Below are 25,807 nucleotides of genomic sequence, written 5' to 3' on the forward strand. Positions count from 1 at the left end.
TGACAGTTCCAAGACCAATTGCAGCGCAATTCGCGCGGGCAGGCCAGCTTTGCTTTGACCTGCCGGCAGCGCCCGTCATATGGAGCGCGCCAAACGGACCGTGACCCGGTTTCGACCAAAGTCAGGAGGGCTTCGATGAGCGACGTGACCACAACCACTCACAATGACGGGCAGATTTTCGGCGCTACCGGCAAGGTCCGGATAGAAACCGATTCGCTGGGCGAGGTCGCGGTGCCTGCCGATGCGCATTGGGGCGCGCAGTCGCAGCGCTCGCTTGCGAATTTCGACATCGGCACAGAAACCATGCCCGCCCCGCTGATCAAGGCGCTGGGAATCCAGAAACAATCGGCGGCCAAGGCCAATATGGATCTCGGCGTGCTCGACGAAAAGCTGGGCGATGCGATCGTTCGGGCAGCGGGCGAAGTGATCGACGGGACTCTTGCCGACCAGTTCCCGCTCTCAGTCTGGCAGACGGGCTCGGGCACCCAGTCGAACATGAACGCCAACGAGGTGATCGCGAGCCGCGCCAACCAGATCCTGACCGGCCAGCATGGCGGCAAGGAGCCGGTTCATCCCAATGATCACTGCAATATGGGCCAGAGCTCGAACGACACCTTTCCCACCGCGATGCACATCGCCGCGGGCAGCGAGGTGATCGAGCGGCTGGTCCCGGCGCTGAAGCACCTGCACGCCGCGCTCGATGACAAGGCGAAGGCCTTTGCCGACATCGTCAAGATCGGCCGCACCCACTTGCAGGACGCGACCCCGCTAACGCTCGGCCAGGAATTTTCAGGCTATGCCAAGCAGGTCGAATACGGGATCGCGCGCGTCGAGAGCGCGCTTCCGCGGGTGCTCGAACTCGCGCAGGGCGGCACCGCGGTGGGCACCGGCATCAATTCCAAGGCGGGCTTTGCCGAAAAATTCGCCGAACATGTCGCAGCCGCAACCGGGCACGATTTCGTCACCGCGCCCAACAAGTTCGAAGCGCTTGCCGCGCATGATGCGCTGGTCGAGCTGTCGGGTGCGCTCAACACGGTCGCGGTCAGCTGCATGAAGATCGCCAACGACATCCGTCTGCTCGGCTCGGGCCCGCGATCGGGCCTCGGCGAGATCGCGCTTCCCGCCAACGAACCCGGTTCCTCGATCATGCCGGGCAAGGTCAATCCGACCCAGTGCGAGGCGCTGACCATGGTGTGTGCACAGGTCATGGGCAATGCGGTGACGGTGAGTGTTGCCGGTTCGCACGGCCATCTCGAACTCAACGTGTTCAAGCCGGTGATGATCTACAACGTGCTGCAATCGATCCGCCTCTTGTCGGATTCGGCAGTGAGCTTCACCGACAATTGCGTCACCGGGATCGAGGCCAATACCGGCCGGATCGACCAGCTGATGAACGAGAGCCTGATGCTGGTCACCGCGCTCAACCCGCATATCGGCTATGACAACGCGGCGAAGATCGCCAAGAAAGCCCATGGCGACGGGACCACGCTCAAGGAAGCCGGGCTCGAACTCGGCCTGCTCACCGAGGAGCAGTTCGATGCCTGGATCGTGCCCAAGGACATGATCAAGCCGCGCGATTGAACGCCCTTGGACCGGCGACCACCTTCTTCGAGCGACATTGGCCATTCGACCAAGGCGCGATGGAGCCCGACGACCGATTGGCGCTTTTGCGCTTCACGGGCTATCAGGCTTGGCGACATATGGATCTGAGCAGAACACCCGAAGCGCCCGCCAAGAAGGCGCCCATCACCGTGCCGTTTCGCACGGTTCTCGTGTCGATGGTTGTCCTTTGGGGCACCTATTTCACGCTGATCACGCTGCGCAGCTACATTCTCGATTTCGAGCTGTTCACCGAGATGGCCTATCGCCGCGTGCTGGTGACGCTGGCAGGGATCGGGCTGACGATCGTGCTGTGGGCGCTGCTTCGTATGGTCGATCGGCAGGCGCTGTGGATCAAGATCGGCGCGGCCATCGTGTTCGCGGTGCCGGTGGCGGTGGCGATCGGGCATATCAATCAATATGCCTTCGCCGACATCTCCGAGCAGATGGAGCAGAAATTCGCCGAAGAGCGCGGCTTCCGCTTCGACGATGAAGGGAACCTGCTCTACGACCTGCCCGAAGGCGTGCAGGTCAAGGCGCCGAGCGGGCCTGACGGGTCTGGCCCGCCGCAATTGTCGGAATCGCTCATCATCGCGCCCGCCGCAATGCGCGATGACGACTGGAAGACCGTGCTCGAGATCGCGCTGGGACGGTATTTCCTCCTGCTTGCGTGGGCATCGACATATTTCGCCCTGCTCGCCGGCTACCAGGCGCGCGCGGCCGAACGGCGCGAACAGCAGTTCCGCTCGGCAGCCAAGGCGGCCGAGCTGCGGTCGCTGCGCTACCAGGTGAACCCGCATTTCCTGTTCAACACGCTCAATTCGCTCTCGGCGCTGGTCATCACTGGCAAGACCGAGCGCGCCGAGCGGATGATCCAGACGATCAGCCGGTTCTATCGTCACAGCCTTGCCGACGAGCCGACCAGCGACGTGGCGTTGAAGGACGAATTCGATCTCCAGCAGCTTTATCTCGATATCGAGGCGGTTCGTTTTCCCGAGCGGCTGGTCTGCAATTTCGAACTGCCCGAAGACCTCGAGGACGCGCGCGTTCCGGGCATGATCCTCCAGCCTCTGGTCGAGAACTCGGTCAAGTACGCGGTTTCCGCGGTGTCGCGCCCGGTGACGATCACCGTTGCCGCACGCGAGGAGTTCGACCGGTTGGTGATCTCGGTCAGCGACGATGGTCCGGGAGTGCCAGAAGGCGCGCTGCACGGTTTCGGAATCGGACTTGCCAATGTGCGCGACCGGCTCGAAGCGCGGTTCGGTTCGGATATCGGATTTACCTCGGCACCGGTGCCCGGTGGCTACCGCACCGAGATGCGCATACCCCTATCCCGCCCGATCAACTGACACGCGAGAACCATGTCCGATACTGAGACCGAGACCCAGGCGCTGCGCACCATGATCGTCGATGACGAGCCGCTTGCGGTCGAGCGCATTCAGGTCATTTGCGCCGAGATACCCGCGATCAACGTGGTCGGCACCGCGAGCGATGGCGCAGCCGCCTTGCGCCTTGCGGAAAAACTCGACCCTGACCTCGTCCTTCTCGACATGACCATGCCCGAACTAGACGGGCTGGGTGTCGCGCGCAGCCTTGCCGAGAACGAGGACGCCCCGGCGGTGATCTTTGTGACCGCGCACGACCACTTCGCGGTCGAAGCCTTCGACCTCGAAGCGATCGACTATGTGCTCAAGCCCGTCTCGGCCGACCGGCTCGAACGTGCGATCGAGCGGGCGGTGGCCCGCCGGGGCGAGCGCAAGGCTCCGCAGAGCAAATGGCTCGACGAATTGTGGGTGCCGCACAGGTCCGAATTGCTGCGGATCGCGGTCAGCGAGGTTCACCAGATCGATGCCGAGCGCGATTACGTGCGCCTGCATGTCGGCGATCCGAGCGGCGAGGGCGAGCCTTCGCGCTCCTATCTGCTGCTCCAGACGATTGCCGGGCTCGAGGCGCGACTCGATCCCGAGCAATTCATCCGCATCCACCGTTCGACCATCCTGCGGCGCGACAATATTCGCGGATTGCGGCACGATGGGCTCGGCGTGTGGTCGGCGGAATTGCAGAACGGTGAGGCCCTGCGCATCGGGCGGACCTACCTGTCCAAGGTCAAGGCGATGGCCGGACGCTGATCAATCAATTCCCGGGCACTACGGCAGGCCTTCGATCCAATAAATATGAAGCGGCCCGAACCCCGGGACTGAAAGGGTTCGGGCCGCAAAGCCTGCGCCGCGGGGGACGCAGGGGGTCAGGTCGCGGGGTCAACCGCCGCGGCGCTGGTCCTCGATCATCGTGGCGACCTGCCGCTGTGCACTCGCCCGGGCGTGAGCGAGACAGGCGACGCTGTCTGCGGCGCGGATCCGGGTGCCGGTACGAACAGCATCGACCTGGCAGACTTCGCGCGCGGCGCGTTCGATCCGGCGGTCGAGCATGGCCTGGCCCTCGGGCGTGGCGAGATCGATCCCGGCGGTGCTGACCTTCTGGGTCGGCAATTGTTCCGGGCCGGCCAGCGCCGGAGCTGCGGAAAACGCGAGGGTGGCTGCGGCGATCGCAAGGGTCTTCATGTCTTTTCTCCATTAATCAGGAGGCGGCGGGGATCGAGCGGGGTCTCGATCCGGGGATGCCGCGGCGCCTCCCGTGGTTTCAAAGAGTTAGGACAGACCCTGAGGCAGGTCATGCGATGGTCGATGAACCGGTACGCGAATGTCGATTGGCGGTCCTGCGGCAGGACCGGCGCGCCATGGAAGCCGACAAAGCGTAGTTTCCATCCGACCGGCGATTGCGGCATAATGGGCGCGTCATGACCGCCGCCCTTGTCATTATCTTTCTTCTCGGCATCGCCAATTTCGCGATGCACCGGGCCGTGCTCGAAAGCGACCACCCGATGGTGGGACAGATGCCGGGCTTCGTCCGATCGCTGGGCGGGCGTATGACTTTCGTTGCCGAATTTCTCGTCCTGCTCGCGGCGCTGCTGCTGGCGGCCAATGGCTGGGCCGGGATGGCATGGGCCTATGGAGCCTACAGCGCGCTCAACGCGGTGTCGGCGTGGCTGATCCTGACCGGGCGCGTTTAGGCCAGAGTGGTTTGAGGCTTGCGCTTTGGTGCGTGGGCGGCTTGGGAGGATCGCGTTATGGCTACCAGCTTCTTCCATGTCAGCGACATTCATTTCGGTGTCGAGGATCGCGACGCTTTGGCTGCGGTCGAGGCGGACCTTGAGCGCGACCGACCCGATGCGCTGGTGTGCACCGGCGACCTGACCCAGCGCGCTAAGCATAGCGAATATCGCGATGCCGCTGCCTGGTTCGCCAGTCTCGGCGTTCCGGTCGTGCTAGAACCGGGCAATCACGACATGCCCTATTACAATCCGTTTGAGCGGTTCTTCGACCCCTATCGCCGCTTTCGCAGGCTCGATGCCGAGGTCGGCACCGTTTTCGAAAGCGAGGATGTCGTGCTGGTGTCGCTCAAGACGACCGTGCGCGCGCAAGGCCGATTTCCCTGGTCGGACGGCGTGGTGACCGACAAGGCGTTGGCACGCTCGCTCGACCGGCTGGCGGCGCTGCGCGATGATCCGCGCAAGGTCATCGTGACCGCCCATCATCCGCTCCTCGGATCACGGGGCGAGAAGGCCAATCCCACGATTGGCGGCGACCGGGCCTTTGCCGCCATTGCGGCAGCGGGAGCCGATGCGATTCTGTCGGGCCATGTGCACCGCCCGTTCGACGAAATGCGCGAAAGCGGCGGACACAGCATGCGGATGATCGGGGCAGGCACGCTGTCCACCCGGCTGCGCCACGGCGCGCCCGCCTCCTACCGGGTCGTCAGCATCGCGGCCGGCACGATCACGAGCGAACTGCGCGAATTGCCGGCCTGAACTGCGTTTGTTCGCGTGTCCCGCCCCCGGGCGCGCCCTTAACCTGACGCTGCCCAGTTTTAACCTAGCCCGTCACCGCGCTGTTAAACCCTTGTTGAGCATGATTATGCGAAGCGGCGAATCGCGCCGAGGCGCGTCGAAACGAGGGAGTCATGAAGCGATGGGATTGCTCAAGGCGATGACCATAGCGGCGGTTGTCACCGGATGCGTGGCGATCGTGATCGGGTCGCAGGGCTCGAGCGGGGGCCAGCTGATGATCCGCTCGTTCGAGGTCGCTGACTATCGGCTGTTCTGGTCCTGGCCCCTCTTTCTGGCCGGTAGCGGCCTGTCATGGGGGCTGATCCTGCTCCAGCGCTGATTCGATCCGGTACCCGGATAGAAAAAGGGCGGCCCTCCCGGTGGAGAGCCGCCCTTCTTGTTCGTGATTGCCGGAAGCGGTTTAACGCTTCGAGAACTGGAACGAACGGCGTGCCTTGGCACGGCCGTACTTCTTGCGCTCGACCACGCGGCTGTCGCGGGTGAGGAATCCGGCAGCCTTCACGGTGGCGCGCAGTTCGGGTTCGTACTTGGCGAGTGCCTGGCTGATGCCATGCTTGACTGCGCCGGCCTGGCCCGAAAGCCCGCCGCCCTTGACCGTAGCGATGACATCGTACTGGCCCTGGCGTTCGGTGATCGCGAACGGCTGGTCGATGATCAGGCGCAGCGTCGGACGTGCGAAATAGACTTCCTGGTCACGGCCATTGACGGTGACCTTGCCGGTGCCCGGCTTGATCCACACGCGTGCCTTGGCGTCCTTGCGGCGGCCGGTGGCGTAAGCGCGACCTTGGGCGTCGAGCTCCTGCTCGCGCAGCGGCGTGGCAGGGTTCTGAGCGATTTCGGCAGCGTCCGCGGCAGGCGCGTCGCCGGCGATGTCCTTGAGATCCGACAGGTCGGACACGGTCTCGGTGTTCTTCTCGTCAGCCATTACGCGGTGACCTTGTTCTTGCGGTTCATGGAAGCGACGTCGAGCACGGCCGGGTTCTGGCCGTCATGCGGGTGCTCGGTGCCGTTATAGAGGTGAAGCGCCTTCATCTGCGCACGGCCAAGCGGACCGCGCGGGATCATGCGTTCGACAGCCTTTTCGAGCACGCGTTCGGGGAAACGGCCTTCGAGAATCTTCGCAGGCGTGGTTTCCTTGATGCCGCCGGGGTGGCCGGTGTGCTTGTAATAGACCTTCTTCTCGGCCTTGTTGCTGGTGAACTTCACCTTGTCGGCATTGATCACGATGACGTGATCGCCGCAATCGACATGCGGGGTGTAGATCGGCTTGTGCTTGCCGCGCAGGATATTGGCGATGATCGCGGCGAGCCGACCGACGACGAGGCCGTCGGCATCGATCAGGTGCCATTTCTTTTCGACCTCTGCCGGTTTCACCGACTTGGTCTGCTTGCTGAGCGCCTTCATGGCTTGATGTCCTTCAAAGCAAAGGGTTTGCAAAATCTCTTCTGATGCCGCTGCCCGGCACACGCGGTGCCGCCGCAGCGAATCGCAGGCCCGAGCGCGGACGCCAGGATTGCGGGAGAGCGCGCATTTGTCGCCCAAAGGCGCTCAAGTCAACCAAATCCGCGGCTTTGCGGGGAGGTAAAATAATACCTTGGAGGTTTGCGACGGGTCAGGAGAGGGTCTGCGAGAGCTGCCAATATTCGCATGCGCGCTGCTCGTAGGCGCCGATCCGGGTGGTCACGATGCGTTCTGCACTGTCGAGCCAGCCGTGCTCATATGCGGGCACGGCGTTGTAATACAGCTCGAACTCGCCAGTCACGCCGCCGGGCACTTCGAGCGAGCGAACGGTCCGCACAGGGCCCAGGCGGGGATAGAACAGGTCGCCCGGCAAGCGGTCGAGCAGCGAACTGCCGGCACGCTGCATCTCGCTGAGATATTGCAGGCGGGCGGAGCGTTCGGTCTCCGGCATGGGGCGCGCTTTCAAAATCTTCTCGCCTTCGCGGATCACCGCCGCCAGATCGCGATCGGCGATGTCCTTGCCGGCAGCGGCGATCTGGCCGTCGGGGCCGAGAATAACAGGCCACATCGCATCGGTGCTTCGCGATTCCTCGATCGCCGCGATCGGAGCGAGCAGTTCGGGGGCGTCGACGCGGGCGTGCAATTGCTGCCCGTGGATGGCGATGTCGCGGCCGGCGGGAGAAAAGGCGACCTGCCAGCTGCGTTCGACGATGATCTGCTTGCCATCGACGAGGTCGCGCTCGATCCTGCGGGTCAGTCGCAGGGGCCCCGACGGCAGGCGAACGGCGCGCGCGGCATGAAGAGCGGTGGGAGCGAACGCAAGCGCTCCTCCCGAGACCAGGATTGTCGACAGAACGCCGCGGCGGGTCGTGTGGGTCATCGCGATCCTTGAGTCGCCATGCGATTACGCAAGGCTTTGTTTGGCTGTTAGCCTACGGCCTTGACCAGCCATTGCAACGTCTCAGGATGGGCCGCGTCGCAACGCCAGCCGATTATCGCCGGCGTATCGTAGGGATGTTCGTCGCCGAGGCGGTCCACCAGCGCCTCCAGCCTGTGTGAAGTCGTCTTTAACAGCACCGCGACCTCGCTCGCTGCCGCGCATTCGCCTTCCCACTCATAGAGCGATTCGATTGCGGGGAGGATGTTGGCGCAGGCTATCAGCCCATCCTCGAGCAGCCGCGCGGCAATGGAGCGGGCCGTTTCCCGGTCGGGGAAGGGGCAATAGACGAGGGCCGCCACGACTTCGCTCATGACCGGTCCGCCAATGCCGCCTGCCGCGCCATGCCATCGGCATGCATTGCCGCTGCGCTGGCGGCGACCAGCAAGGCGCCTGCGAGCTGGTGCGCGGCCGCAACCCAGAGAGATACTTCGCTCAGCACGGTCGCGATCCCGAGCACGAGCATGAGACCAAAGGCGCTGTGGAGCGCGATCGAGGCGGTGCGGTCGGTCCGCCGCACGCGCCGCGCGAGCCAGATCAGCGTGCCCACCACGACCCAGGCCCACCATCGATGGAGGAAGTGCAGCAGGAACGGGTCATGGGTCAGCGTCCAGGCAAATCCGCGCGCGAGATCGATCTCGGGAACCAGCCGTCCGTTCATCAGCGGCCAGTCATAGGCGGCATGACCCGCATTGAGCCCTGCGACCCAAGCGCCGAGCAGCAATTGCACGAACAGGATCAACGCGACGAACGCCGAACCGCGTGTGAGCGGTGCGGGCCGCGCACCCGGTTCGGCGGCAAGACAGCGCATATCTCGCGCGGTCCATACCAGCGCGGCAAGCAGGAGCAGCGCTGTCAGCAAATGCAGCGAGAGGCGGAAATGGCTGACATCGGTCATGTCTCCGACGAGCCCAGACTGCACCATCAGCCAGCCGAACAGACCTTGCAGCCCGCCCAGTGCCAGCAGAGCGAGGAGACGGGGTTTGAACCCTGCGGGAATCGCACCCTTAATCCAGAACCAGGCGAGCGGCACGGCATAGGCAAGGCCGACCAGTCGCGCGAGCAGGCGATGAAACCACTCCCAGAAGAAGATGAACTTGAAATCGGCGATGGTCATGCCTGTGGCTGCCGCTTCAAGCCGGTATTCGGGTGTCGCGCGATATTTGGCGAACTCGGCGGCCCATTGCGCTTCGGTGAGCGGCGGCAAAATCCCCGTCGCGACATTCCATTCGGTGATTGATAACCCGCTTTCGGTCAGCCGGGTAATCCCCCCCACAAGCACGATGAGAACCACGAAACCGGCAACGAATTCGAGCCAGCGAGCAATGGCGAGCGGTCGGCTGCTGCCGAGACCGGGTCGCAAAGGGTCGGAAAACGATGCGGGCGAGGGCGTGCTCATGACCTGCGACCCATGAAATGCGGCGAACACGCTTGCAAGCAACTTCGGTGCATCGACCGGTGCGCGGTCCGCAATACCGACCAGCCGGCATCATGCGACGGGCGCTTCGAGCCTTGCGCAATGTTATGTTGTTACATATATCGCAGGCAAGTCATGACGGAATCGCCCTTCTCTCCGCGCGCATCGCAGCGCCAGCGGCTCGACCAGTTTGGGATCGGGATGGCTGGCCTGTGCGCGATCCATTGCGTGGCCACCGTGGTGATCGTTTCGGGCCTCGGGCTTGGCGGGCATTTCCTCCTTGCTCCCGAGATCCATCGCTTCGGATTGCTGCTTGCGCTGGTGGTTGCGGCGGTCGCCATTGGCTGGGGTGCGCTGAAGCATCGCCGGGCCGCGCCCTTCGTGATCGCGATGACCGGCCTCACCTTCATGGGCGGAGCGCTTGCTTCGCCGCACGGCACGCAGGAAGCGGTGCTGACGATCATCGGGGTTGCGCTGGTTTCGGTCGGCCACCTGCTCAATCTTCGCTCGCCCCGCTAAACTGGCGGTTGCCACGCGGCGCGCTCTTGGTAAGCGGGGCGCATGAGCCAAATGCACACCATCACCCTGAACGGCGAGTCCCGCCGCACCGCCGCCACTACTATCGCCGAACTCGTGCGCGAACTCGATCTCGCGCCCGAAAAGGTCGCGGTCGAAGCCAATGGGACGATCGTCCCGCGCTCGACACTCGCCAACGCGCCGCTGGCCGAAGGCGATGTGCTCGAGGTCGTCTACTTCGTCGGTGGTGGCAGTGATAACGCTGGCGATAGCTGGAGCGTGGCGGGCCGCAGCTTCAACTCGCGACTGATCGTCGGCACCGGCAAATACAAGGATTTCGAACAGAACGCCGCAGCCGTCGAGGCAAGCGGGGCCGAGATCGTCACGGTCGCGGTGCGCCGGGTCAATGTCAGCGATCCCAAGGCACCGATGCTGACCGACTACATCGACCCGAAGAAGATAACCTATCTTCCCAACACCGCCGGCTGTTTCACCGCCGATGACGCGATCCGGACCTTGCGGCTCGCGCGCGAGGCGGGAGGCTGGGACCTCGTCAAGCTCGAAGTGCTGGGAGAGGCGCGCACACTCTATCCCGACATGCGCGAAACGCTGAAGGCGACCGAGGTGCTCGCCAGGGAAGGTTTCCTGCCGATGGTCTATTGCGTCGACGATCCGATCGCAGCAAAACAGCTCGAAGACGCAGGCGCGGTGGCTATCATGCCGTTGGGGGCGCCGATCGGATCAGGGCTGGGCATCCAGAACCAGGTCACCATCCGCCTGATCGTCGAGGGCGCGAATGTCCCGGTCCTGGTCGATGCCGGGGTTGGAACTGCGAGCGATGCGGCGGTTGGGATGGAACTGGGCTGTGACGGGATCCTGATGAACACCGCGATTGCCGAGGCCAAGGACCCGATCCGCATGGCCCGCGCGATGAAATTCGCGGTCGAGGCCGGGCGCGAAGCCTATCTCGCCGGGCGCATGGGACGGCGCAAATATGCCGACCCGTCTTCGCCGCTCGCCGGGCTGATCTGAACGATACCAAATCGTAAAACCGGGCCCATGGTTACTACGTATTAACCAAGTTGAGGGACAACCGTCTTCTGAACGCAGGAGACAACGCATGACCCTTGCCAGCACTGCCACCTTGGCCATCGCCGAAATGCGCGAATTCGCCGGCTTCAGCCCGTGCGAACAGCGTTATGTCAAGCGCAGCCTCGATATCGGCCTGTCGCGCTGCGACGCGTTCAAGCTGTGGGGCAGGAGCGAGGCGGAGAACACCGCGATCCGGCGCCAATATGTCGCCTACCAGGACCTGAAATCGCTCGGCCAGCTGGTTCCGGTCGAAGGCACGATCGGCGAGGTCGAACGCTTCATCGGCAAGCTGGTTCGCATGGCCGCTTTCGACCTGGCGCAGGAGCGCATCACCAGTTTTTCGGCATTCCGCTTCCTCTACGAACGCCTGCTCGGCGCCGAGGCGCGGCCTTATCTTCCCGCTGCATTCTGTGCCGCCGCGGCCTTGCCGACAATTCGTCCCGAACAGCGCAAGGTCTTGCTGCAGTCGCTCAGCGAGGCGGCAGCCACGGCTCCGGGATGGTCGACCAAACCCCCGCGCTTCTATCCCGAATATATCGAGGACGTCGAAGCGGCCTAAAGCTTGCGAATCCTTAACGCTTTCGCGGCCAGAGTGGCGACATGATCCACTGCCCAGCGCCGCAGACCCCCAAGACCGCATACCAGGCCGACTGGCAGGCCACCGCGATGGCCTGGCGCGGCGCATGCCTGGATCTCTATTCAAGAACCGAGGCAGCGCTCGACGATTGCATCGCCGAACTCGAATGCCTTGGATGTGCGCTCGGGCGCGACTCACATCATCCCGGTGCGAAAGCGCGGCACCGGGCGCTCGCCCTCTTTCTCGGCAAGGGCGGCTTCACCTGTCACGATGCGGCGACGGCCCGCAAACTGGCAGACTGGGCCGAGCTCGCAGAGGAGCGCGCATGGTTCGCTCACGGCACCATGAAAGTGACCGGGCAAGGCGTCGTCTTCATGCTCTCGACCCATGACGGATCACGCCGGTTGGGGCCTGAGACGCGCGCGTTCAGCAGGATCGAGATGGTGGCATGGCTGCGGCGCATCGCCAGTGCCAAGACCGAGCTCGCCTCACAGCTCGGCCAGATCCGCGCCGAGGCAAAGCGCAGAGGAAAGCGCGCGGCCTAGCTGCGATAAAGCCCGTCAATCCGGTCCTGGTAGCGGTCCCGGATCTTGTGCCGCCTGATTTTCATGCTCGGCGTCATTTCCTCATTCTCGATCGAGAACGCTTCGTCGGCAAAGGCGAACTGGCGCACCTTTTCGACCACCGAGAGATCGGCATTGGTGCGATCGACCGCTTTTCTCACCGCCTGTTTGAAAGCGGGCAGGTCCTGCAGCGCCTTCATGTCGAATTTCTCGTCATTGGCGCGCGCCCATTCCAGCGCCCATTCGGCATCGGGCACGATCAGGCCGACCACGTAGGGGCGCTTGTCGCCGCTCACCATTGCCTGGGCGATCTCCGGCTGGAGCGTGAGCATGCCCTCGATCTTCTGCGGAGCGACATTGTCGCCCTTGTCGTTGACGATCATGTCCTTCTTGCGGTCAGTGATGACGATCCGGCCCGCCTCGTCGAGATGGCCGATATCGCCGGTATGCAGCCAGCCGTCGACGATCGTGCGCTCGGTCTCGGCCTCGTTGCGCCAGTAGCCATGCATCACCAGCTCGCCGCGACACAGGATCTCGCCATCGTCGGCGATCTTGATCTCGACCCCGCGCATGGGTGGGCCGACCGTGTCCATCTTGAGACCTGCCGCCGGACGGTTGCAGCTCATCACCGGCCCGGCCTCGGTCTGGCCATAGCCCTGAAGCATGGTCAGCCCCATCGCTTCGAAGAAATTGCCGACTTCGGGGTTGAGCGGCGCGCCGCCCGATACCATCGCCTTGATCCGCCCGCCGAAACGCTGGCGTATCTTGGGACGCAGCGTCTTTTCGACCATAAGGTCCATCGGGCGATCGCGCAGGCGCTTCTTGCCGTCCTTGGCATTGGCGCTGATCTTGAGCGCGGCGTCCATCATCATGTTGGCAACGCGGCCCTGCTTGGCCACCTGCTTCATGATCCGTGCGCGCAGCACCTCGAATAGGCGCGGGACGACGACCATGATCGTGGGCCGCGTTTCCTCTATGTTCGAGGCAAGCTTTTCGAGTCCTTCGGAATAGAAAATTTCAGCTCCGACAGAGATCGGCAGGTACTGGCCGCCAGTGTGCTCGTAGGCGTGCGAGAGCGGAAGGAAGGACAGGAACCGTTCGTCCTGGATCCCGAAATCGTTGATGAGGATTTCGGCCGCACCGGCAATATTGCACAGGATTGCGCCGTGGTGCTGCATCACCCCGCGCGGTGCACCGCCGGTGCCGCTGGTATAGATCAGACAGGCGGTATCGCTGCGCGCAATGTTCGCAATGCGCCGGTCGACCGCCTCGCGCGCGGCCGCCGCATCGCCCGCGACAAGATCGGCGAAGGAATGGTATTCGAAGCTGCTCGCCTGCTTGCGGTGCAGGTCCTCGATCCCGATGACGTAATCGACCGCGCCGGTGCGCCCGATCGCGCCGACAACAGGGGCGAGCAGTTTCTCTGTCGAGACGATCACAGCGCGCGCGCCCGAATTGTCGAGAATGTGCGCGTGGTCGCGTTCGGTATTGGTGATGTAGGTCGGGACCGAGATACACCCGGCAGCCATGATGGCGATATCCGCGATGCACCATTCGGGGCGGTTTTCAGAGACGATTGCGACACGGTCGCCGTCCTTGAGGCCGAGATTGCGCAGGTTCTCGGCAAGCACGCAAACCTGCTCTGCCGCTTCGCGCCAGCTCTGGGTTTTCCACTCGCCGTCCTGCCTGCGGCCGAGGAAGGGGCGATCGCCCTTCTCATCAGCGCGTTTCAGGAACAGTTCGACCAGGTTGTTCGCACTGTCGATGTCCTGGAGAATCTGAGGGTCCGCCGGGTCGGCGACCGGTCTCGTGTCAGAAAGGTTCACAGGCTCGGCTCCTCTGGTCTCGCCCGTCTGTTCTTGCGCGGGTCGAGCATGTCTTGTCGTTCGGTTGAGGGGTTAATCCCTCGCAGCGCCAGCGGCAAGCATCGGCGCCTAGCGGTATAGCAGCATGTCGGCGATGCGCGGGTCGCCTGCCGCTTCCCAGCCATTGCCGGTGCGCAGCAGCGCATTGGCCTTGCCGCGAGGGGCGAGCAGGTGGATGCGCTCGTGACCGCGCGCGCGCAGGGCGGCGTCGAGGCCCTGCGGCATCCGGTCTTCCTCGATCACCACCATCTGCCCGAATGCCATCACCAGCGGCATATCGAGCGCCTCGCGCGCCGACAGGCCGAAATCGAGGACTCCGATAATCGAACGCGCCACCTGGACGGGGATCGTCGGGCCGCCCGCCGCGCCGATGACCAGCAGGACCTCGCTATCCTCGTCGAAGACAATGGTGGGGGCCATCGAGGATCGCGGTCGCTTTCCGCCCTCGACCCGGTTGGCGACCGGCACGCCGTCCACTTCGGGCGTGGCGCTGAAATCGGTCAGCTCGTTGTTGAGATAGAAACCGCCCCAATGCAGCCCCGATCCGAACGCGCCTTCGACCGTCGAGGTGTAGCTGGCGGCATTGCCATGGGCATCGACCACCGAAAAATGGGTCGTGCCGTTTTCCGGCGGTTCATCGCCATCGGCGAGGGCTGCCGGTGCCCCGGGGGGCGTTCCTGCCTCGACCTTGGCCAAGACTGTGTCGGGATCGATCAGGCCGCTGCGACGGGAGATGTATCCACCGTCCACCAGCCCTTCGACTGGGACCGGAACGAAATCGCTGTCAGCAATGTAGAGCTCGCGGTCGGCATAGGCGATCCGCTGCGATTCGAGGAAAAGGTGCCAGAAGGTCGCATTGTCGGGGCCGAGCGCGGCGAGATCGAACCGTTCGAGCTGGCCCAGCATCTGCGCGACCGCCACTCCGCCCGAAGAAGGCGGGCCCATGCCGCAGACCTTGTAGGTCCGGTAACGCGTGCAAACCGGATCGCGAAGCTTGGCGGCATAGCCGGTGACATCCGTTTCGCTCATGCGGCCGTCCTGCGGAGTTTCGCTAGCGACATATCGGGCGAAACTGGCGGCATTGCGCTGGTAGAAGGCTTCGGGTCCGCTCGCGGCGAGGTCCTCGAGCGCTTCGGCAAGTTCTGGGATCCGCACTCTCGCTCCCACCGGCAGCGGATCGCCATCGGGCCCGAAGAACACGGCACGCGCCGCCGCGGTCCGGCCGGCGCGTTCGCGGCGTTCGGCAAGCGAGCCGTTGAGTCGGCGGTTCATGACGAAACCATCGCGCGCGAGCGCAATCGCGGGGGCGAAAAGGTCGGCCCAGGGCAGTTTCCCGTAGCGGGCATGTGCTTCGGCTGCGAGCGCGATATTGCCGGGCACTCCGACGCTCAGACCGGACATCACGCGCTGCTCGAACGGCAGGCGTTCGCTGTCCTCATCGAGGAAGCGCCTGCCGGTCGCGCTTGCCGGTGCGGTCTCGCGCCCGTCAAATGTGACGACGCCATCCTCGCCCGCATGGACCAGAAACCCGCCACCTCCGATTCCTGAGCTTTGCGGTTCGACCACGGTCAAGGCGAGCATGACTGCGATCGCGGCATCGGTGGCAGAACCGCCCTGGGCAAGGATCGCCTCGCCCGCGGCATCGGCTCGCGGGTCCGCGCTCGACACCGCGGCCGAAGGTGCGGACAGTGTCGGCTTATCGCTCGCCTGGCCAACCGGGGCGGGCGCATCGGCGCATGATGTCGCGGCGAGCGCGAGCGGCGAAAGGATTGCAAGCAGTCTGGTCATCGCGGCCACCGCTATTCGCTTCCCACCGCGTCGGCAAGGCAGGCAAAGCCGTCGCGCTTCATCAGGCGTTCGATCCCGCGCGCGATTTCCGCGCCGAGCTGGGGGCCGCGATAGACCATCGCCGAATAGGTCTGCACGAGGCTGGCGCCTGCGCGGATCCGTTCCCAGGCGTGCTCTGCGCTCGCAATGCCGCCGACACCGATCAGCGGCATCTCGCCACCTGTCGCCTTACGAAAGTCGCGCAGCCTCTTGAGGGCGAGAGCGCGCAAGGGGGCGCCCGAAAGCCCTCCGGTCTCGCCCGCGTGACGCGAGCGTAGCGAAGGGCGCGCAATGGTGGTGTTCGAAACGATCAAGGCGCCCAATTGCCTGTCCATCGCGATCCGCGCGATCGCGTCCACGTCGGCAGGTTCAAGATCGGGTGCCACCTTGAGGAAAATCGGGGGCGGCGCGGTTATTCCGGTGCTGTCGCGGGCCTCGATCACGCCGTCGATCAGTGCGGCAAGCGAAGCCTCGTCCTGCAATGCGCGAAGGCCGGGGGTGTTGGGGCTCGAGACATTGACCGCGAGATAGCTCGCCAGAGGCGTCATCCGCCGCGCCATCAGCGCATAATCGGCGATGCGGTTCGGCGAATCCTTGTTCGCACCGATATTGACGCCGACAATGCCCGGCCGCCCCGCTCGCGCCTCGAGACGGGCGATCGCCGCATCGGCGCCGGCATTGTTGAAACCCATGCGGTTGATCACCGCTTCGTCCTCGACCAACCGGAACAATCGCGGCCGTTCATTGCCCGCTTGGGCAAGCGGGGTAATCGAACCGACCTCGGCAAAGCCAAAGCCCAGCGCCAGCAGCGCGTCGGGCACCTCGGCATCTTTGTCGAAGCCTGCCGCCACTCCGACGGGGTTGGGAAAGTCGAGACCTGCGAGAGTGATCGCGAGCTTGCCTGCCCTCTCCTGCGAAGATCGCGGGCCGGGTAATGGCATCGCCTTGAGCGCGGTGATCGCGAGGCGATGACCGGTCTCGGGATCAAGCCCGAACAGGGCCGGGCGCATGAGATCGAACAGGCGTAATCGTTTCATCATCACGGCTGCCTAAGCCCGATATCGCGCGCCGTGTCGACCCCGGCAAACGTTGGGGCCGCACATCGCTGCGCGCGCGGACAAGCCGCGATTTCTTGCGCGTTCACCACCAATTGCCATTGATAATCACTGGCTTGTCGTATGCATACAATCCGCGGCCGGGCGATCCGGTTAATCAGCATTTGCGACCCGAAGGGCTCGGAGCAGCATCTGCAAAGAGTTCCTCAACTTAAATGGGCGGTCCTTGTTTCAAGGGCCGCCCTTTTTTTGTTGTCGATTCAACGGACAAGCCGCTACATCGCTCCGCAACAGGGAGGCGGCGAGTCATTTGCACGACAATCTGGACGCAACTTTTGATACCGATTCGCCGGAGACCGGCTACGAGCTGACCGAAAGCGCGCTCATCTCGGTCGACTACATCGCACCGCCGGCCGCAATTAGCGATTACGTCACCACGCTCTATCATTTTCGCTGCGACGAAGCGCATATTCGCGACATCCAGCCCGCTTCAATCGGACATTTGGCGATCTTTCCCTACGGCAAGGGGGTGATGCATTTCAGAGCGGGCCACCGCGATCCCAATCACGAAGTCGCGATGATGACCCCGCTATCAACCGCGAACCCGATCGTGGTCGATGGCCCGTTTCACGCAATCGGTGCGGCGCTCACCCCGTTGGGCTGGGCGGCCTTGACGGGGCTTCATGCGGGCGAACATCGCGACCGGCTGCATCCCGCACGGGACATTCTTGGCGACGACGCGCAGCGATTGGGCGATGCGCTCAATGCCGGCTATCGCGATGGCAGCATGAGCGGCAAGGATTGCGCACTCGCGCTCGCCGATTTCATCGCCGCGCGTGTCAGGCCGGTCAATCCGCGCCATGCCGGCCTGATCAAGGTCATCAACAACTGGCTCGGATCCGCGCTCAATCCAGAATTGTCGGCACTGATCGACAAGGCAGCCTATTCCGAGCGGCAGGTCCAGCGCCTGACCGAGCGTTATTTCGGGCTCCCGCCGCAGGCCCTGGCGCGCAAGTATCGCGCGCTGCGCGCCGCCGCGCTCCTCTCGTTCCCCTCGCTCACGCCTGAATACGAGGCCGAGCTTGGCGAGGCATTCTTCGACCAGTCGCACATGATCCGCGAGATCAACCTGTTCGTCGGCCGCACTCCGGCGCGGCTGCGCAATCCCGACAACCCCTATCTCACCGAGATGATCGACCCCAAGAACCTGCGCGAACTCGGATAGCGGGACACGGCCGCCGCGTTCGTGGTAGCCGTCTGCGCGCAGGACCCGAAACGACCGAAAGGAACATCATGCGCCTCTCTCCACAACTCGCCCTTCGCTGCCTCATCGCTCCTGCAATGATTGGTGCGCTGGCAGGATGCGCGACCATGCCTGCATCCAGCGGTGATCCGGGCAGCGTTGCCGCAATCGAGCCCGAGGCCCCGTCGCCGGTCGCGCTCGATGTCTTCTTCGAGGCCTATGACAGGGCTGATCTTGCCATGTCTCCGATCTCAAAAGCCTATCGCGGTATTCGCGACGAGGATTACGGGCGCTGGGACGATCCGTCCGACGCCGCGGCAGCCGCGGAATTCGCGCTTCTGCAGGACACTGCCGCGCTGATGCGCGATCGCTACGACCCCGCCGAATTGCCTGCGCAGGATGCGCTTTCCTATCGGTTGTTCGAATTGCTGGCCGAACGCCGCGCCTCGCTATACCCCTATCGTGAATACGGCTTCCTGTTCGATCATCGTCGCGGCGCGCATACCGGCATTCCGGCCTTCCTGATCAATATCCACCGTATTTCCTCGCTTTCCGATGCCGAGGCCTATGTCTCGCGGATTGCCGGGATCGGCCCTCAGCTCGACGCAATGGTCGCCGAAGCCCGCGAGCGCGCCGATAACGGGGTGATGCCGCCCGACTGGGTATATCCCTATGTCATCGCAGATCTCGAGGCGTTGATCGAAGCCGGCGAGGGAAATGCGGTGCTCGAGGATTTCGGCACCAAGCTTGCCGCCCTGTCCGATGCAGGCGATGTCGATGCGCAGACATCCACCCGCCTGTCGGCGTCGGCGCGCGAGGCCTGGAACGGGTCCGCACTCCCCGCCTATCGCCGCTTGCTTGCGGAAATGCAGCGGCAGCAGGCCATCGCGCCGACCGATGACGGGATCTGGCGCCTGCCGCAGGGCGACCAATATTACGCCGCGCTCCTCAAGAGCTACACCACGACCCATCTCACCGCCGAGCAGATACACGCGATCGGCCTGCGCGAGGTGGACCGGATCCACGGCGAAATGCGCGCCATCATGGACAAGGTCGGATTCGAAGGCAGCCTCCAGGACTTCTTCGAGTTCACCCGCACCGACGACCGGTTCTATTACGACACGCGCGAGGAATATCTCGCCGATGCGCAGGCGGTCCTTGATCGCATCACCGAGCGCCTGCCGGATTATTTCGGTGTGCTTCCCGAAGCGCCGATGATCATCAAGCCGGTCGAGGCATTCCGCGAGAAGAGCGCCGGCAAGGCCTTCTACCAAAGTCCCGCGCCCGACGGATCGCGTCCGGGCACCTATTACGTCAATCTCTACAATCTTCGCGACATGTCGAAGAACGAGCTCGAAGCGCTCGCCTACCACGAGGGGCTTCCTGGCCATCACCTCCAGCGCGCGCTCCAGACCGAGCTCGGCGACCTGCCGGCCTTCCGGCGGTTTGGTGGCTGGACCGCCTATACCGAGGGGTGGGGCCTCTATTCGGAGGAACTGCCCAAGGAGATGGGCTTCTACACCGATCCCTATTCAGATTTCGGGCGGCTCGGGATGGAATTGTGGCGCGCGGCGCGCCTGGTCGTCGATACCGGGCTGCATCACAAGCGCTGGACCCGTGAGGAAGCGATCGCCTATCTCGAACAGAACACGCCCAATCCGCAAGGCGATATCGTCAAGGCGATCGAGCGCTACATCACCACCCCGGGCCAGGCGACTGCCTACATGATCGGAAAACTCAAGATCATGGAGGTCCGCGAACAGGCCCGCGCCGAACTGGGCGCGGATTTCGACATTCGCGGCTTTCACGACGCCATCCTGACCAGCGGGCCGGTCCCGCTCTCGATCATGGAGGAGAATGTCGCGCTCTGGGTCGATCGGGTAAAGGCGGGCCGCGCGGGCGATTGAGCGGCGTTGGCCGGCGCGCGACACGCGATGTCGCTCTTATACAAGGCATGCCGATCAGCGAGCGGTATGCTCGGTCCAAGAGCCCAGTGCCTGAGGCTCGACAGGGCCTGTCGCAGAGGCTTTGGGGACGGTACGACCGACGGGTCGCAACGAGTCGATCGTACCGTCCCTTTCGGGCGCCTACTTTCCGAAGCCGGAGCCTGCCGGGAAGCGCGATCCTTGTGGACGAGCGACTCTTTCGCGCTCCTTGCCGGCAACCCCCCGTGAAATTCCATAGCGAGCGATGACAAGCAGCCGCACTGCAATGCAGGTTCGGCGAAATGGCCCCCTTCACGAAGGCCCAGCTTTGGGCCATGCCCGCCTCGTGCCCTCCCAGTTCCATCTCGAATATTTCGATCCGCCCGAAGAGCTTGGCGACCACGTGCTCGCCTTCTTTCATTTCATCTGGGACCGCGTGGAGATCCGCGATCGTCATCCCGGTGCACTGGGACAGCTGTTTTTCACGCCGCGCGGTTCGGGGCGACTGCACTTTCCCGATCACGTCGAGACCATCGCGCCGGGTGCGCACATGTTCAGCGGGTTCAGCACCGCCACGCCTTTCGAGTTCAACGGGCCATGGCACTCCTTCGGCGCCTCTCTCTCGCCCTTGGGCTGGGCAGCGCTGGCGAACGTCCCCGCAGGCCAATGCCTCGACCGCTTCTGCCCGGCCGAAGACTTGCTTGGTCGCCAAGCGGGGGACTTTGCGGACGACCTCAATGCGCGCTACCTGGCCGGCGCGGTCTCCGGGCATCAGGCCTGCGAGGAGCTTTCCAACTGGATCGCTGCTCGCCTCGCGCCGGTCGCCGCGCGCCACGAGGCGGTCATTCAGGCCACGATTTCCTGGCTCGGTTCCTCGCTCAATCCCGATGTCGATCAGCTGTTCGAGCGGCTCGACTATTCGCGCAGGCAGGCCGAGCGCCTGGTCGAGCGCTATTTCGGGTTCACTCCGGCCGCACTCGCGCGCAAGATGCGCGCGGTGAGAGCCGCAAACCTGCTTTCCGAGCCCGACCTCACTGACGAGGGCGAGGCCGAGATTGCCGCGGCCTTTTACGATCAACCGCACATGATCCGCGAAATCCGCCGCTATTGCGGTTACACCCCGGCGCGCCTTGGCGGGGGAGAGGAACCGCTCTTTCGCACGATGCTGCGCCTGAAAAATCTCGACCGCCTCAAGCAATACCGCGCGATCGGGGGGCCGGACGGCAGCAATTGAAACTTGCCTTGAAATCACCGTTCGGCGTGCGTATTTGAAATCCGACTGATTCAGTCTGATTTAAGAATCGTTCGCAACAAGCGGGTTTCCCTCCATGCGCCTGTCCAATCTCGCCGACTATGCCGTCATCACGATGTGCCAGGCCGCCACGCATTGCGGCGACGGGCGCGTGAGCGCGGCCGAACTCGCGAGCGAGACCGGCCTGCCGGTGCCGACCGTGCAGCGGCTCGTTTCCAAGCTGACCGCGGCAAACCTGCTGCGATCGGTGCGTGGGGCGGGCGGCGGCCTGCAATTGGCGCGCCCCGCCGCCGCGATCACCGTTGCCGATATCGTCGAGGCGGTCGAAGGCCCGATCGGGTTGACCGCATGTGTCGACAATTCGGGCTGCGATTACGAGGACGGCTGCACGATGAAGCCACATTGGCCGATCATCAACGCCTCGCTGCGCGGTGCGCTTGCGGGGATCACGCTCGAACATTTGCGCCGGGCCCCTGCGCCTGCCGCCCCCTCCAATATTGAAGAACACGCGGCATGACCGAAAATATCGACCTCGACGCACCCGAAATGGACCAGGATGCCAAGGATGCCGCCGCGCGTGCGGCTGAATACGAGCACGGCTGGTCGGCGGATATCGAGACCGAATTTGCCGAAAAGGGGCTTACCGAGGACACCGTCCGCTTCATTTCGGCCAAGAAGGGCGAGCCGCAATGGATGCTCGACTGGCGGCTGAAGGCGTTCCGCCTGTGGCAGCAGATGGACGAGCCCGACTGGGCCAAGGTCGGCTATCCGAAGATCGACTACCAGGATGCCTATTACTACGCCGCGCCCAAGAAGAAGCCGACGCTCAAATCGCTCGACGAGCTCGATCCCGAGATCAAGGCGGTCTACGACAAGCTCGGCATTCCGGTGGCGGAGCAGGAAGTGCTCGCCGGGGTCGAAGGCGCGCGCAAGGTCGCGGTCGACGCGGTATTCGACAGCGTCAGCGTTGCAACGACGTTCCGCGAGGAGCTCAAGAAGGCGGGCGTCATCTTCCTGTCGATCAGCGAGGCGATCAAGGAATATCCCGAGCTGGTGAAACAGTGGCTCGGCAAGGTCGTGCCGCAGCGCGACAACTTCTTCGCTACGCTCAACAGCGCGGTCTTTTCGGACGGCACCTTTGTCTACGTGCCCGAAGACGTGCGCTGCCCGATGGAGCTTTCGACCTATTTCCGCATCAATGCCGAGAATACCGGGCAGTTCGAACGCACGCTGATCGTTGCCGAAAAAGGATCCTATGTCAGCTATCTCGAAGGCTGCACCGCGCCGATGCGCGACGAGAACCAGCTGCATGCCGCAGTGGTCGAACTGGTCGCGATGGAAGATGCGGAAATCAAGTACTCGACCGTCCAGAACTGGTATCCCGGCAATTCCGAAGGCGTGGGCGGAATCTACAATTTCGTCACCAAGCGCGGGCTGTGCCAGGGCGACCGGTCGAAGATTTCATGGACGCAGGTCGAAACCGGCTCGGCGGTGACATGGAAGTATCCCAGCTGCGTGCTCAACGGCGAAAACAGCGTCGGCGAGTTCTACTCGGTCGCGGTGACCAACAACCACCAGCAGGCGGATACCGGCACCAAGATGATCCACAACGGCAAGGGCTCGCGTTCGACCATCATCTCCAAGGGGATCAGCGCGGGCAAGTCGCAGAACACCTATCGCGGCCTCGTTCGCGTGGGGCCCAAGGCCGAGGGCGTGCGCAACTTCACACAGTGTGATTCGCTGCTGCTCGGCGATGAATGCGGGGCACACACCGTGCCTTATATCGAGGTGAAGAACCCCGGCGCGCAGATCGAGCACGAGGCGACCACCAGCAAGATCAGCGACGAGCAATTGTTCTACGCCATGCAGCGAGGATTGGGCGAAGAAGAGGCGGTCGCGCTGATCGTCAATGGCTTTGCCAAGGACGTGCTGAAAGAACTGCCGATGGAATTCGCGGTCGAGGCGCAGAAATTGCTCGCGATCAGCCTCGAAGGGAGCGTGGGATGACCGAACGCAAGACGCTGGGCGTCAAAGACACCTCCGACACCGAACCGACACTCAACAAGAAGGGGCGGGGCTGGAAAATCTCGGACAAGCGGCTCGACGCGCTGCACGATCGTGCGCGCGAGATGAAGCGCTTTGCCTCGCCCGCAAACAAGGCGCTGGCCGAACGGTTCGCCAAGGCCAATCTCGGCCGCTACACCTTCAAGCGTTTCGCCGTGGTCGGCAGCGCGATTGTCGATTTCAACTGCCACAATCTCGGCATGGCGATCATGATCGACGAGGACGACCAGGACGAGACGCTGGCCAGGCGCCGCGACAAGAGCCTCGAGGCGGTCGGCATCCGGGTGATGCGGATCAAGGCGAGCGATATCCTCGAAAACATGGACGCAGTGCTCGAACGGATCACTGCCGGCATGCGGATGCGGATCGCCGACAAGCGCCAGCGCCGCCACGATCATTTCGCCTCCTCGGGTCGCAACGAGGAATCCAGCCAATGACCAGCCTCATTCTCCTTCTCGCTCCGCTTTTCACGCTGCAGGGAGTCGGCGAAGCGCCGACCGCGATCGAAAACGACGCGCCAGAGACCTGGACGCTTGAATATCCGCGCCTCATTCAGCCCTATGTTGCCGATTACCGTCGCTGCCTGACCGGGCAGATGCACCGCGTCACGGGCGAGGCCAATTTCGAGATGCAGCACCGCGCGGACGTTCCCCATTGCGAGGAGGTCAGCCGCAAGGCGCAGGCCTCGGCGAACGCCGCGCTCGCGCGGAGCGGCAATTTCCCGGGCTACACCGAGGCGGACGTGCGCGAGATATTCGAGCATGTCGGCCGGATCCACATCGCGCGCGGTGCCGATCTCGACCAGCAATTCACCTTTTTCGTGCGCCGCAGACAGGCTGCGCGCGACGAATTCGAAGCCAACAGGCCGCGCGGACTCGTGCTCGAACTGCACGACGCCTCGGTGGTCAAGGCGCGCACCGATGCGACCGCGGCGGCAGCCGTCGCGGCCCGGACCGCCTACGAACAGGAAATGGAACAAATCCGTGTTGAAAATTGACAATCTCCACGCCGAGACCGGCGGCAAGGCGATCCTCAAGGGGCTGACGCTCGAAGTCGCGGCGGGCGAAATCCACGCCATCATGGGCCCCAATGGCGCGGGCAAATCGACGCTTGCCAACGTGCTCGGCGGCAAGCCGGGCTACGATGTCACGCAAGGGTCGGTCACGTTCCGCGGCCAGGACCTGTTCGCGCTCGACCCGCATGAGCGCGCCGCCGAAGGGCTGTACCTGGGCTTCCAGTATCCGGTCGAGATCCCCGGCGTCTCCAACGTCCAGTTCCTGCGCGAAGCGGCCAATGCCCAGCGCGCCTATCGCGGTGAGGAACCGCTTTCGGGCGGCGACTTCCTCAAGCTCGCGCGCGAGAAGGCGGGTCTGCTCAAGATGGACATGGACATGCTCAAGCGGCAGGTGAATGTCGGCTTTTCGGGTGGTGAGAAGAAGCGCGCCGAAATGGTCCAGATGGGCATTCTCGACCCCGCCTTTGCCGTCCTCGACGAAACCGATAGCGGGCTCGATATCGATGCGCTGCGCGTGGTGGGCGATGGCATCAACGCGATCATGCGCAGTCCCGACAAGGGCGTGCTGCTGATCACCCATTACCAGCGCCTGCTCGAAGTGGTGAAGCCCGACAAGGTGAGCGTGCTTGCCGATGGCCGGATCGTCCAGACCGGCGGGCCCGAACTTGCCCATCGGCTCGAGAACGAGGGTTACGACGCGGTGATGGCCGATGCCTGAAGCCTCTACTCTTCCAACCCGGCGCGACGAAGCGTGGCGCTATTCCGACCCCGATGCACTCGCGCGGATCGGCGTCGACGCGCTCGGCCAGTGGCAGGACGTCGCGGTCCCGGCGGGCGAGACCTGGCGCGAATGCTTCGTGCTCGGAAGCGTTGCGCCCGAATTGCGCCGCATCCGCCTTACGCTTGGCCAAGGCGCTCGCGCCGAGATCTTCGCGACGGCGCGCGGCTCAGATTTCGCCCGGCTCGAGGTCGAGGTAGAGCTGGGCGAGGGCGCACATTTCGAATTTGGCGGCGTGACGATCGGCGGCGGCGAAGCGGTCCGCGAATTCGTCACTACCACCGAGCACGCGCACCCGAACGCAACCAGCAACCAGACCGTGCGCGCGGTTCACTGGGACCGGGCGACCGGCAATTTCCTCGGCGAGATCAAGGTCGCGCGCGGCGCGCAGAAGACCGACGCGGCGCAGGATTTCAAGGGCCTGCTCCTTGCCGCGGGGGCGAGCGCCAACGCCGTTCCCCAGCTCGAGATATTTGCCGACGACGTCAAATGCGCACACGGCGCGACCGTCGGACAGCTCGATGAGAATGCGCGCTATTACATGGCCGCGCGCGGGCTCGCGCCCGAGATCGCCGAGCGCCTGTTGGTCCAGGCCTTCATCGGCGATGCCTTCGTGGCGCTCGAAAACGAATCCGAGCGCGAAAACCTGCTCACCGCTGCGCTCACCGCGCTCGAGGATGCCAAGCTGTGAACGCGCCTGCTGCCATCGAGGGC

At 64.0% G+C, this 25,807-nt stretch carries 28 protein-coding genes; 19 read left to right on the plus strand and 9 right to left on the minus strand.

Translation table 11 applies throughout. The features are described 5' to 3' along the window. Positions 1–135 precede the first annotated feature (135 nt). The 3 genes from fumC (at position 136) to ACKTSM_RS01950 (ending at position 3,728) form a co-directional block, all read left to right on the plus strand. Positions 136–1,581 carry a class II fumarate hydratase gene (gene fumC, locus ACKTSM_RS01940; protein ID WP_407875465.1) on the plus strand — a complete coding sequence of 482 codons (1,446 nt, stop codon included), beginning with the start codon at positions 136–138 and terminating at the stop codon, positions 1,579–1,581. A 119-nt stretch (positions 1,582–1,700) separates the two neighbouring features. Continuing rightward, positions 1,701–2,948: a sensor histidine kinase gene (locus ACKTSM_RS01945; protein WP_407875466.1), complete on the plus strand. Its 1,248-nt coding sequence runs from the start codon at positions 1,701–1,703 to the stop codon at positions 2,946–2,948. A 12-nt stretch (positions 2,949–2,960) separates the two neighbouring features. Then, positions 2,961–3,728, plus strand: coding sequence for a LytR/AlgR family response regulator transcription factor (locus tag ACKTSM_RS01950; protein ID WP_407875467.1), 768 nt, complete (start codon positions 2,961–2,963; stop codon positions 3,726–3,728). Positions 3,729–3,857: 129 nt separating this feature from the next. Here the strand turns inward: ACKTSM_RS01950 and ACKTSM_RS01955 are convergent, their stop codons facing one another. Further along, positions 3,858–4,160: a UrcA family protein gene (locus tag ACKTSM_RS01955; protein WP_407875468.1), complete on the minus strand. Its 303-nt coding sequence runs from the start codon at positions 4,158–4,160 to the stop codon at positions 3,858–3,860. 236 nt (positions 4,161–4,396) lie between these two features. Here ACKTSM_RS01955 and ACKTSM_RS01960 point away from each other — a divergent pair, with 236 nt between their 5' ends. The 3 genes from ACKTSM_RS01960 (at position 4,397) to ACKTSM_RS01970 (ending at position 5,825) form a co-directional block, all read left to right on the plus strand. Further along, a complete protein-coding gene (locus tag ACKTSM_RS01960) occupies positions 4,397–4,669 on the plus strand; it encodes a hypothetical protein (protein WP_407875469.1) in 273 nt (90 codons plus the stop codon). A 57-nt stretch (positions 4,670–4,726) separates the two neighbouring features. Further along, on the plus strand, positions 4,727–5,467 hold the full coding sequence (locus ACKTSM_RS01965; RefSeq protein WP_407875470.1) for a metallophosphoesterase family protein: 741 nt from the start codon (positions 4,727–4,729) through the stop codon (positions 5,465–5,467). A 160-nt stretch (positions 5,468–5,627) separates the two neighbouring features. Next, entirely contained in the window at positions 5,628–5,825 is a 198-nt protein-coding gene (locus ACKTSM_RS01970; RefSeq protein WP_407875471.1) for a hypothetical protein, read from the plus strand. An 81-nt stretch (positions 5,826–5,906) separates the two neighbouring features. Here the strand turns inward: ACKTSM_RS01970 and rpsI are convergent, their stop codons facing one another. The 5 genes from rpsI to ACKTSM_RS01995 form a co-directional block, all read right to left on the minus strand. Beyond that, entirely contained in the window at positions 5,907–6,431 is a 525-nt protein-coding gene (gene rpsI / locus ACKTSM_RS01975) for a 30S ribosomal protein S9 (protein WP_407875472.1), read from the minus strand. Next, positions 6,431–6,910 carry a 50S ribosomal protein L13 gene (gene rplM / locus ACKTSM_RS01980; protein ID WP_407875473.1) on the minus strand — a complete coding sequence of 160 codons (480 nt, stop codon included), beginning with the start codon at positions 6,908–6,910 and terminating at the stop codon, positions 6,431–6,433. Before rplM ends, rpsI begins: the two co-directional genes overlap by 1 nt. Positions 6,911–7,118: 208 nt before the next feature. Continuing rightward, positions 7,119–7,847 (minus strand): hypothetical protein, encoded by a 729-nt coding sequence (locus tag ACKTSM_RS01985; protein ID WP_407875474.1) that lies wholly within the window; start codon positions 7,845–7,847, stop codon positions 7,119–7,121. Positions 7,848–7,894: 47 nt separating this feature from the next. Continuing rightward, positions 7,895–8,218 (minus strand): divalent-cation tolerance protein CutA, encoded by a 324-nt coding sequence (cutA, locus tag ACKTSM_RS01990; RefSeq protein WP_407875475.1) that lies wholly within the window; start codon positions 8,216–8,218, stop codon positions 7,895–7,897. Continuing rightward, on the minus strand, positions 8,215–9,303 hold the full coding sequence (locus ACKTSM_RS01995) for a COX15/CtaA family protein (protein WP_407875476.1): 1,089 nt from the start codon (positions 9,301–9,303) through the stop codon (positions 8,215–8,217). Before ACKTSM_RS01995 ends, cutA begins: the two co-directional genes overlap by 4 nt. Positions 9,304–9,456: 153 nt before the next feature. On the opposite strand from ACKTSM_RS01995, the gene ACKTSM_RS02000 reads away from it, so the two are divergent. The 4 genes from ACKTSM_RS02000 to ACKTSM_RS02015 all read left to right on the plus strand — a co-directional run bounded on the left by ACKTSM_RS02000 (position 9,457) and on the right by ACKTSM_RS02015 (position 12,051). Further along, the gene (locus tag ACKTSM_RS02000) at positions 9,457–9,840 is read left to right on the plus strand and encodes a MerC domain-containing protein (RefSeq protein WP_407875477.1); all 384 of its coding nucleotides are present in this window, start codon (positions 9,457–9,459) and stop codon (positions 9,838–9,840) included. Positions 9,841–9,891: 51 nt separating this feature from the next. Next, positions 9,892–10,869 (plus strand): sulfur carrier protein ThiS, encoded by a 978-nt coding sequence (gene thiS, locus ACKTSM_RS02005; protein ID WP_407876393.1) that lies wholly within the window; start codon positions 9,892–9,894, stop codon positions 10,867–10,869. An 88-nt stretch (positions 10,870–10,957) separates the two neighbouring features. After that, positions 10,958–11,488 carry a hypothetical protein gene (locus ACKTSM_RS02010; RefSeq protein ID WP_407875478.1) on the plus strand — a complete coding sequence of 177 codons (531 nt, stop codon included), beginning with the start codon at positions 10,958–10,960 and terminating at the stop codon, positions 11,486–11,488. A 41-nt stretch (positions 11,489–11,529) separates the two neighbouring features. Continuing rightward, positions 11,530–12,051 carry a hypothetical protein gene (locus ACKTSM_RS02015; protein WP_407875479.1) on the plus strand — a complete coding sequence of 174 codons (522 nt, stop codon included), beginning with the start codon at positions 11,530–11,532 and terminating at the stop codon, positions 12,049–12,051. Here the strand turns inward: ACKTSM_RS02015 and ACKTSM_RS02020 are convergent. The 3 genes from ACKTSM_RS02020 to ACKTSM_RS02030 form a co-directional block, all read right to left on the minus strand. Then, complete coding sequence (locus tag ACKTSM_RS02020) at positions 12,048–13,847, minus strand: AMP-dependent synthetase/ligase (RefSeq protein WP_407876394.1); 1,800 nt, start codon at positions 13,845–13,847, stop codon at positions 12,048–12,050. The two genes, ACKTSM_RS02015 and ACKTSM_RS02020, sit on opposite strands and share 4 nt — an antisense overlap. A 156-nt stretch (positions 13,848–14,003) precedes the next feature. Further along, positions 14,004–15,722, minus strand: coding sequence for a gamma-glutamyltransferase (gene ggt / locus ACKTSM_RS02025; protein WP_407875480.1), 1,719 nt, complete (start codon positions 15,720–15,722; stop codon positions 14,004–14,006). An 11-nt stretch (positions 15,723–15,733) separates the two neighbouring features. Then, on the minus strand, positions 15,734–16,798 hold the full coding sequence (locus ACKTSM_RS02030; protein WP_407876395.1) for a quinone-dependent dihydroorotate dehydrogenase: 1,065 nt from the start codon (positions 16,796–16,798) through the stop codon (positions 15,734–15,736). Positions 16,799–17,126: 328 nt separating this feature from the next. On the opposite strand from ACKTSM_RS02030, the gene ACKTSM_RS02035 reads away from it, so the two are divergent. The 9 genes from ACKTSM_RS02035 to ACKTSM_RS02075 all read left to right on the plus strand — a co-directional run bounded on the left by ACKTSM_RS02035 (position 17,127) and on the right by ACKTSM_RS02075 (position 25,784). Next, positions 17,127–18,041: a helix-turn-helix domain-containing protein gene (locus ACKTSM_RS02035; protein ID WP_407875481.1), complete on the plus strand. Its 915-nt coding sequence runs from the start codon at positions 17,127–17,129 to the stop codon at positions 18,039–18,041. Positions 18,042–18,187: 146 nt separating this feature from the next. Further along, positions 18,188–19,966 carry a DUF885 domain-containing protein gene (locus tag ACKTSM_RS02040; RefSeq protein WP_407875482.1) on the plus strand — a complete coding sequence of 593 codons (1,779 nt, stop codon included), beginning with the start codon at positions 18,188–18,190 and terminating at the stop codon, positions 19,964–19,966. A gap of 346 nt (positions 19,967–20,312) precedes the next feature. Continuing rightward, a complete protein-coding gene (locus ACKTSM_RS02045; RefSeq protein ID WP_407875483.1) occupies positions 20,313–21,218 on the plus strand; it encodes a helix-turn-helix domain-containing protein in 906 nt (301 codons plus the stop codon). 94 nt (positions 21,219–21,312) lie between these two features. Then, the gene (locus tag ACKTSM_RS02050; RefSeq protein ID WP_407875484.1) at positions 21,313–21,753 is read left to right on the plus strand and encodes an SUF system Fe-S cluster assembly regulator; all 441 of its coding nucleotides are present in this window, start codon (positions 21,313–21,315) and stop codon (positions 21,751–21,753) included. Beyond that, positions 21,750–23,243, plus strand: a complete 1,494-nt coding sequence (sufB, locus tag ACKTSM_RS02055; protein WP_407875485.1) for a Fe-S cluster assembly protein SufB — start codon at positions 21,750–21,752, stop codon at positions 23,241–23,243. Before ACKTSM_RS02050 ends, sufB begins: the two co-directional genes overlap by 4 nt. Continuing rightward, positions 23,240–23,737, plus strand: a complete 498-nt coding sequence (locus tag ACKTSM_RS02060; protein ID WP_407875486.1) for an endonuclease domain-containing protein — start codon at positions 23,240–23,242, stop codon at positions 23,735–23,737. Before sufB ends, ACKTSM_RS02060 begins: the two co-directional genes overlap by 4 nt. Beyond that, the gene (locus ACKTSM_RS02065) at positions 23,734–24,297 is read left to right on the plus strand and encodes a hypothetical protein (RefSeq protein ID WP_407875487.1); all 564 of its coding nucleotides are present in this window, start codon (positions 23,734–23,736) and stop codon (positions 24,295–24,297) included. Before ACKTSM_RS02060 ends, ACKTSM_RS02065 begins: the two co-directional genes overlap by 4 nt. Next, positions 24,284–25,033 carry a Fe-S cluster assembly ATPase SufC gene (sufC, locus tag ACKTSM_RS02070; RefSeq protein ID WP_407875488.1) on the plus strand — a complete coding sequence of 250 codons (750 nt, stop codon included), beginning with the start codon at positions 24,284–24,286 and terminating at the stop codon, positions 25,031–25,033. Before ACKTSM_RS02065 ends, sufC begins: the two co-directional genes overlap by 14 nt. After that, positions 25,026–25,784 carry a SufD family Fe-S cluster assembly protein gene (locus ACKTSM_RS02075; protein WP_407875489.1) on the plus strand — a complete coding sequence of 253 codons (759 nt, stop codon included), beginning with the start codon at positions 25,026–25,028 and terminating at the stop codon, positions 25,782–25,784. Before sufC ends, ACKTSM_RS02075 begins: the two co-directional genes overlap by 8 nt. The last annotated feature ends 23 nt before the right edge of the window (positions 25,785–25,807 follow it).

The sequence above is a fragment of the Qipengyuania nanhaisediminis genome (assembly GCF_045862805.1).
In the GTDB taxonomy this organism is placed as follows: Bacteria; Pseudomonadota; Alphaproteobacteria; order Sphingomonadales; family Sphingomonadaceae; genus Erythrobacter; species Erythrobacter nanhaisediminis_A.

Excerpts from the sequence above, each read along its gene's own strand:
- ACKTSM_RS02015 (WP_407875479.1), top strand. The coding sequence starts at position 11,530 with ATGATCCACTGCCCAGCGCCGCAGACCCCCAAGACCGCATACCAGGCC.
- ACKTSM_RS01945 (WP_407875466.1), top strand. The coding sequence starts at position 1,701 with ATGGATCTGAGCAGAACACCCGAAGCGCCCGCCAAGAAGGCGCCCATC.
- ACKTSM_RS01995 (WP_407875476.1), bottom strand. The coding sequence starts at position 9,303 with ATGAGCACGCCCTCGCCCGCATCGTTTTCCGACCCTTTGCGACCCGGT.
- fumC (WP_407875465.1), top strand. The coding sequence starts at position 136 with ATGAGCGACGTGACCACAACCACTCACAATGACGGGCAGATTTTCGGC.
- ACKTSM_RS02000 (WP_407875477.1), top strand. The coding sequence starts at position 9,457 with ATGACGGAATCGCCCTTCTCTCCGCGCGCATCGCAGCGCCAGCGGCTC.
- ACKTSM_RS02065 (WP_407875487.1), top strand. The coding sequence starts at position 23,734 with ATGACCAGCCTCATTCTCCTTCTCGCTCCGCTTTTCACGCTGCAGGGA.
- cutA (WP_407875475.1), bottom strand. The coding sequence starts at position 8,218 with ATGAGCGAAGTCGTGGCGGCCCTCGTCTATTGCCCCTTCCCCGACCGG.
- ggt (WP_407875480.1), bottom strand. The coding sequence starts at position 15,722 with ATGACCAGACTGCTTGCAATCCTTTCGCCGCTCGCGCTCGCCGCGACA.
- ACKTSM_RS01960 (WP_407875469.1), top strand. The coding sequence starts at position 4,397 with ATGACCGCCGCCCTTGTCATTATCTTTCTTCTCGGCATCGCCAATTTC.
- ACKTSM_RS01955 (WP_407875468.1), bottom strand. The coding sequence starts at position 4,160 with ATGAAGACCCTTGCGATCGCCGCAGCCACCCTCGCGTTTTCCGCAGCT.
- ACKTSM_RS02010 (WP_407875478.1), top strand. The coding sequence starts at position 10,958 with ATGACCCTTGCCAGCACTGCCACCTTGGCCATCGCCGAAATGCGCGAA.
- sufB (WP_407875485.1), top strand. The coding sequence starts at position 21,750 with ATGACCGAAAATATCGACCTCGACGCACCCGAAATGGACCAGGATGCC.
- ACKTSM_RS01970 (WP_407875471.1), top strand. The coding sequence starts at position 5,628 with ATGGGATTGCTCAAGGCGATGACCATAGCGGCGGTTGTCACCGGATGC.
- rpsI (WP_407875472.1), bottom strand. The coding sequence starts at position 6,431 with ATGGCTGACGAGAAGAACACCGAGACCGTGTCCGACCTGTCGGATCTC.
- thiS (WP_407876393.1), top strand. The coding sequence starts at position 9,892 with ATGCACACCATCACCCTGAACGGCGAGTCCCGCCGCACCGCCGCCACT.
- ACKTSM_RS02050 (WP_407875484.1), top strand. The coding sequence starts at position 21,313 with ATGCGCCTGTCCAATCTCGCCGACTATGCCGTCATCACGATGTGCCAG.
- ACKTSM_RS02060 (WP_407875486.1), top strand. The coding sequence starts at position 23,240 with ATGACCGAACGCAAGACGCTGGGCGTCAAAGACACCTCCGACACCGAA.
- ACKTSM_RS01950 (WP_407875467.1), top strand. The coding sequence starts at position 2,961 with ATGTCCGATACTGAGACCGAGACCCAGGCGCTGCGCACCATGATCGTC.
- ACKTSM_RS02040 (WP_407875482.1), top strand. The coding sequence starts at position 18,188 with ATGCCTGCATCCAGCGGTGATCCGGGCAGCGTTGCCGCAATCGAGCCC.
- ACKTSM_RS01965 (WP_407875470.1), top strand. The coding sequence starts at position 4,727 with ATGGCTACCAGCTTCTTCCATGTCAGCGACATTCATTTCGGTGTCGAG.
- rplM (WP_407875473.1), bottom strand. The coding sequence starts at position 6,910 with ATGAAGGCGCTCAGCAAGCAGACCAAGTCGGTGAAACCGGCAGAGGTC.
- ACKTSM_RS02030 (WP_407876395.1), bottom strand. The coding sequence starts at position 16,798 with ATGAAACGATTACGCCTGTTCGATCTCATGCGCCCGGCCCTGTTCGGG.
- ACKTSM_RS01985 (WP_407875474.1), bottom strand. The coding sequence starts at position 7,847 with ATGACCCACACGACCCGCCGCGGCGTTCTGTCGACAATCCTGGTCTCG.
- ACKTSM_RS02075 (WP_407875489.1), top strand. The coding sequence starts at position 25,026 with ATGCCTGAAGCCTCTACTCTTCCAACCCGGCGCGACGAAGCGTGGCGC.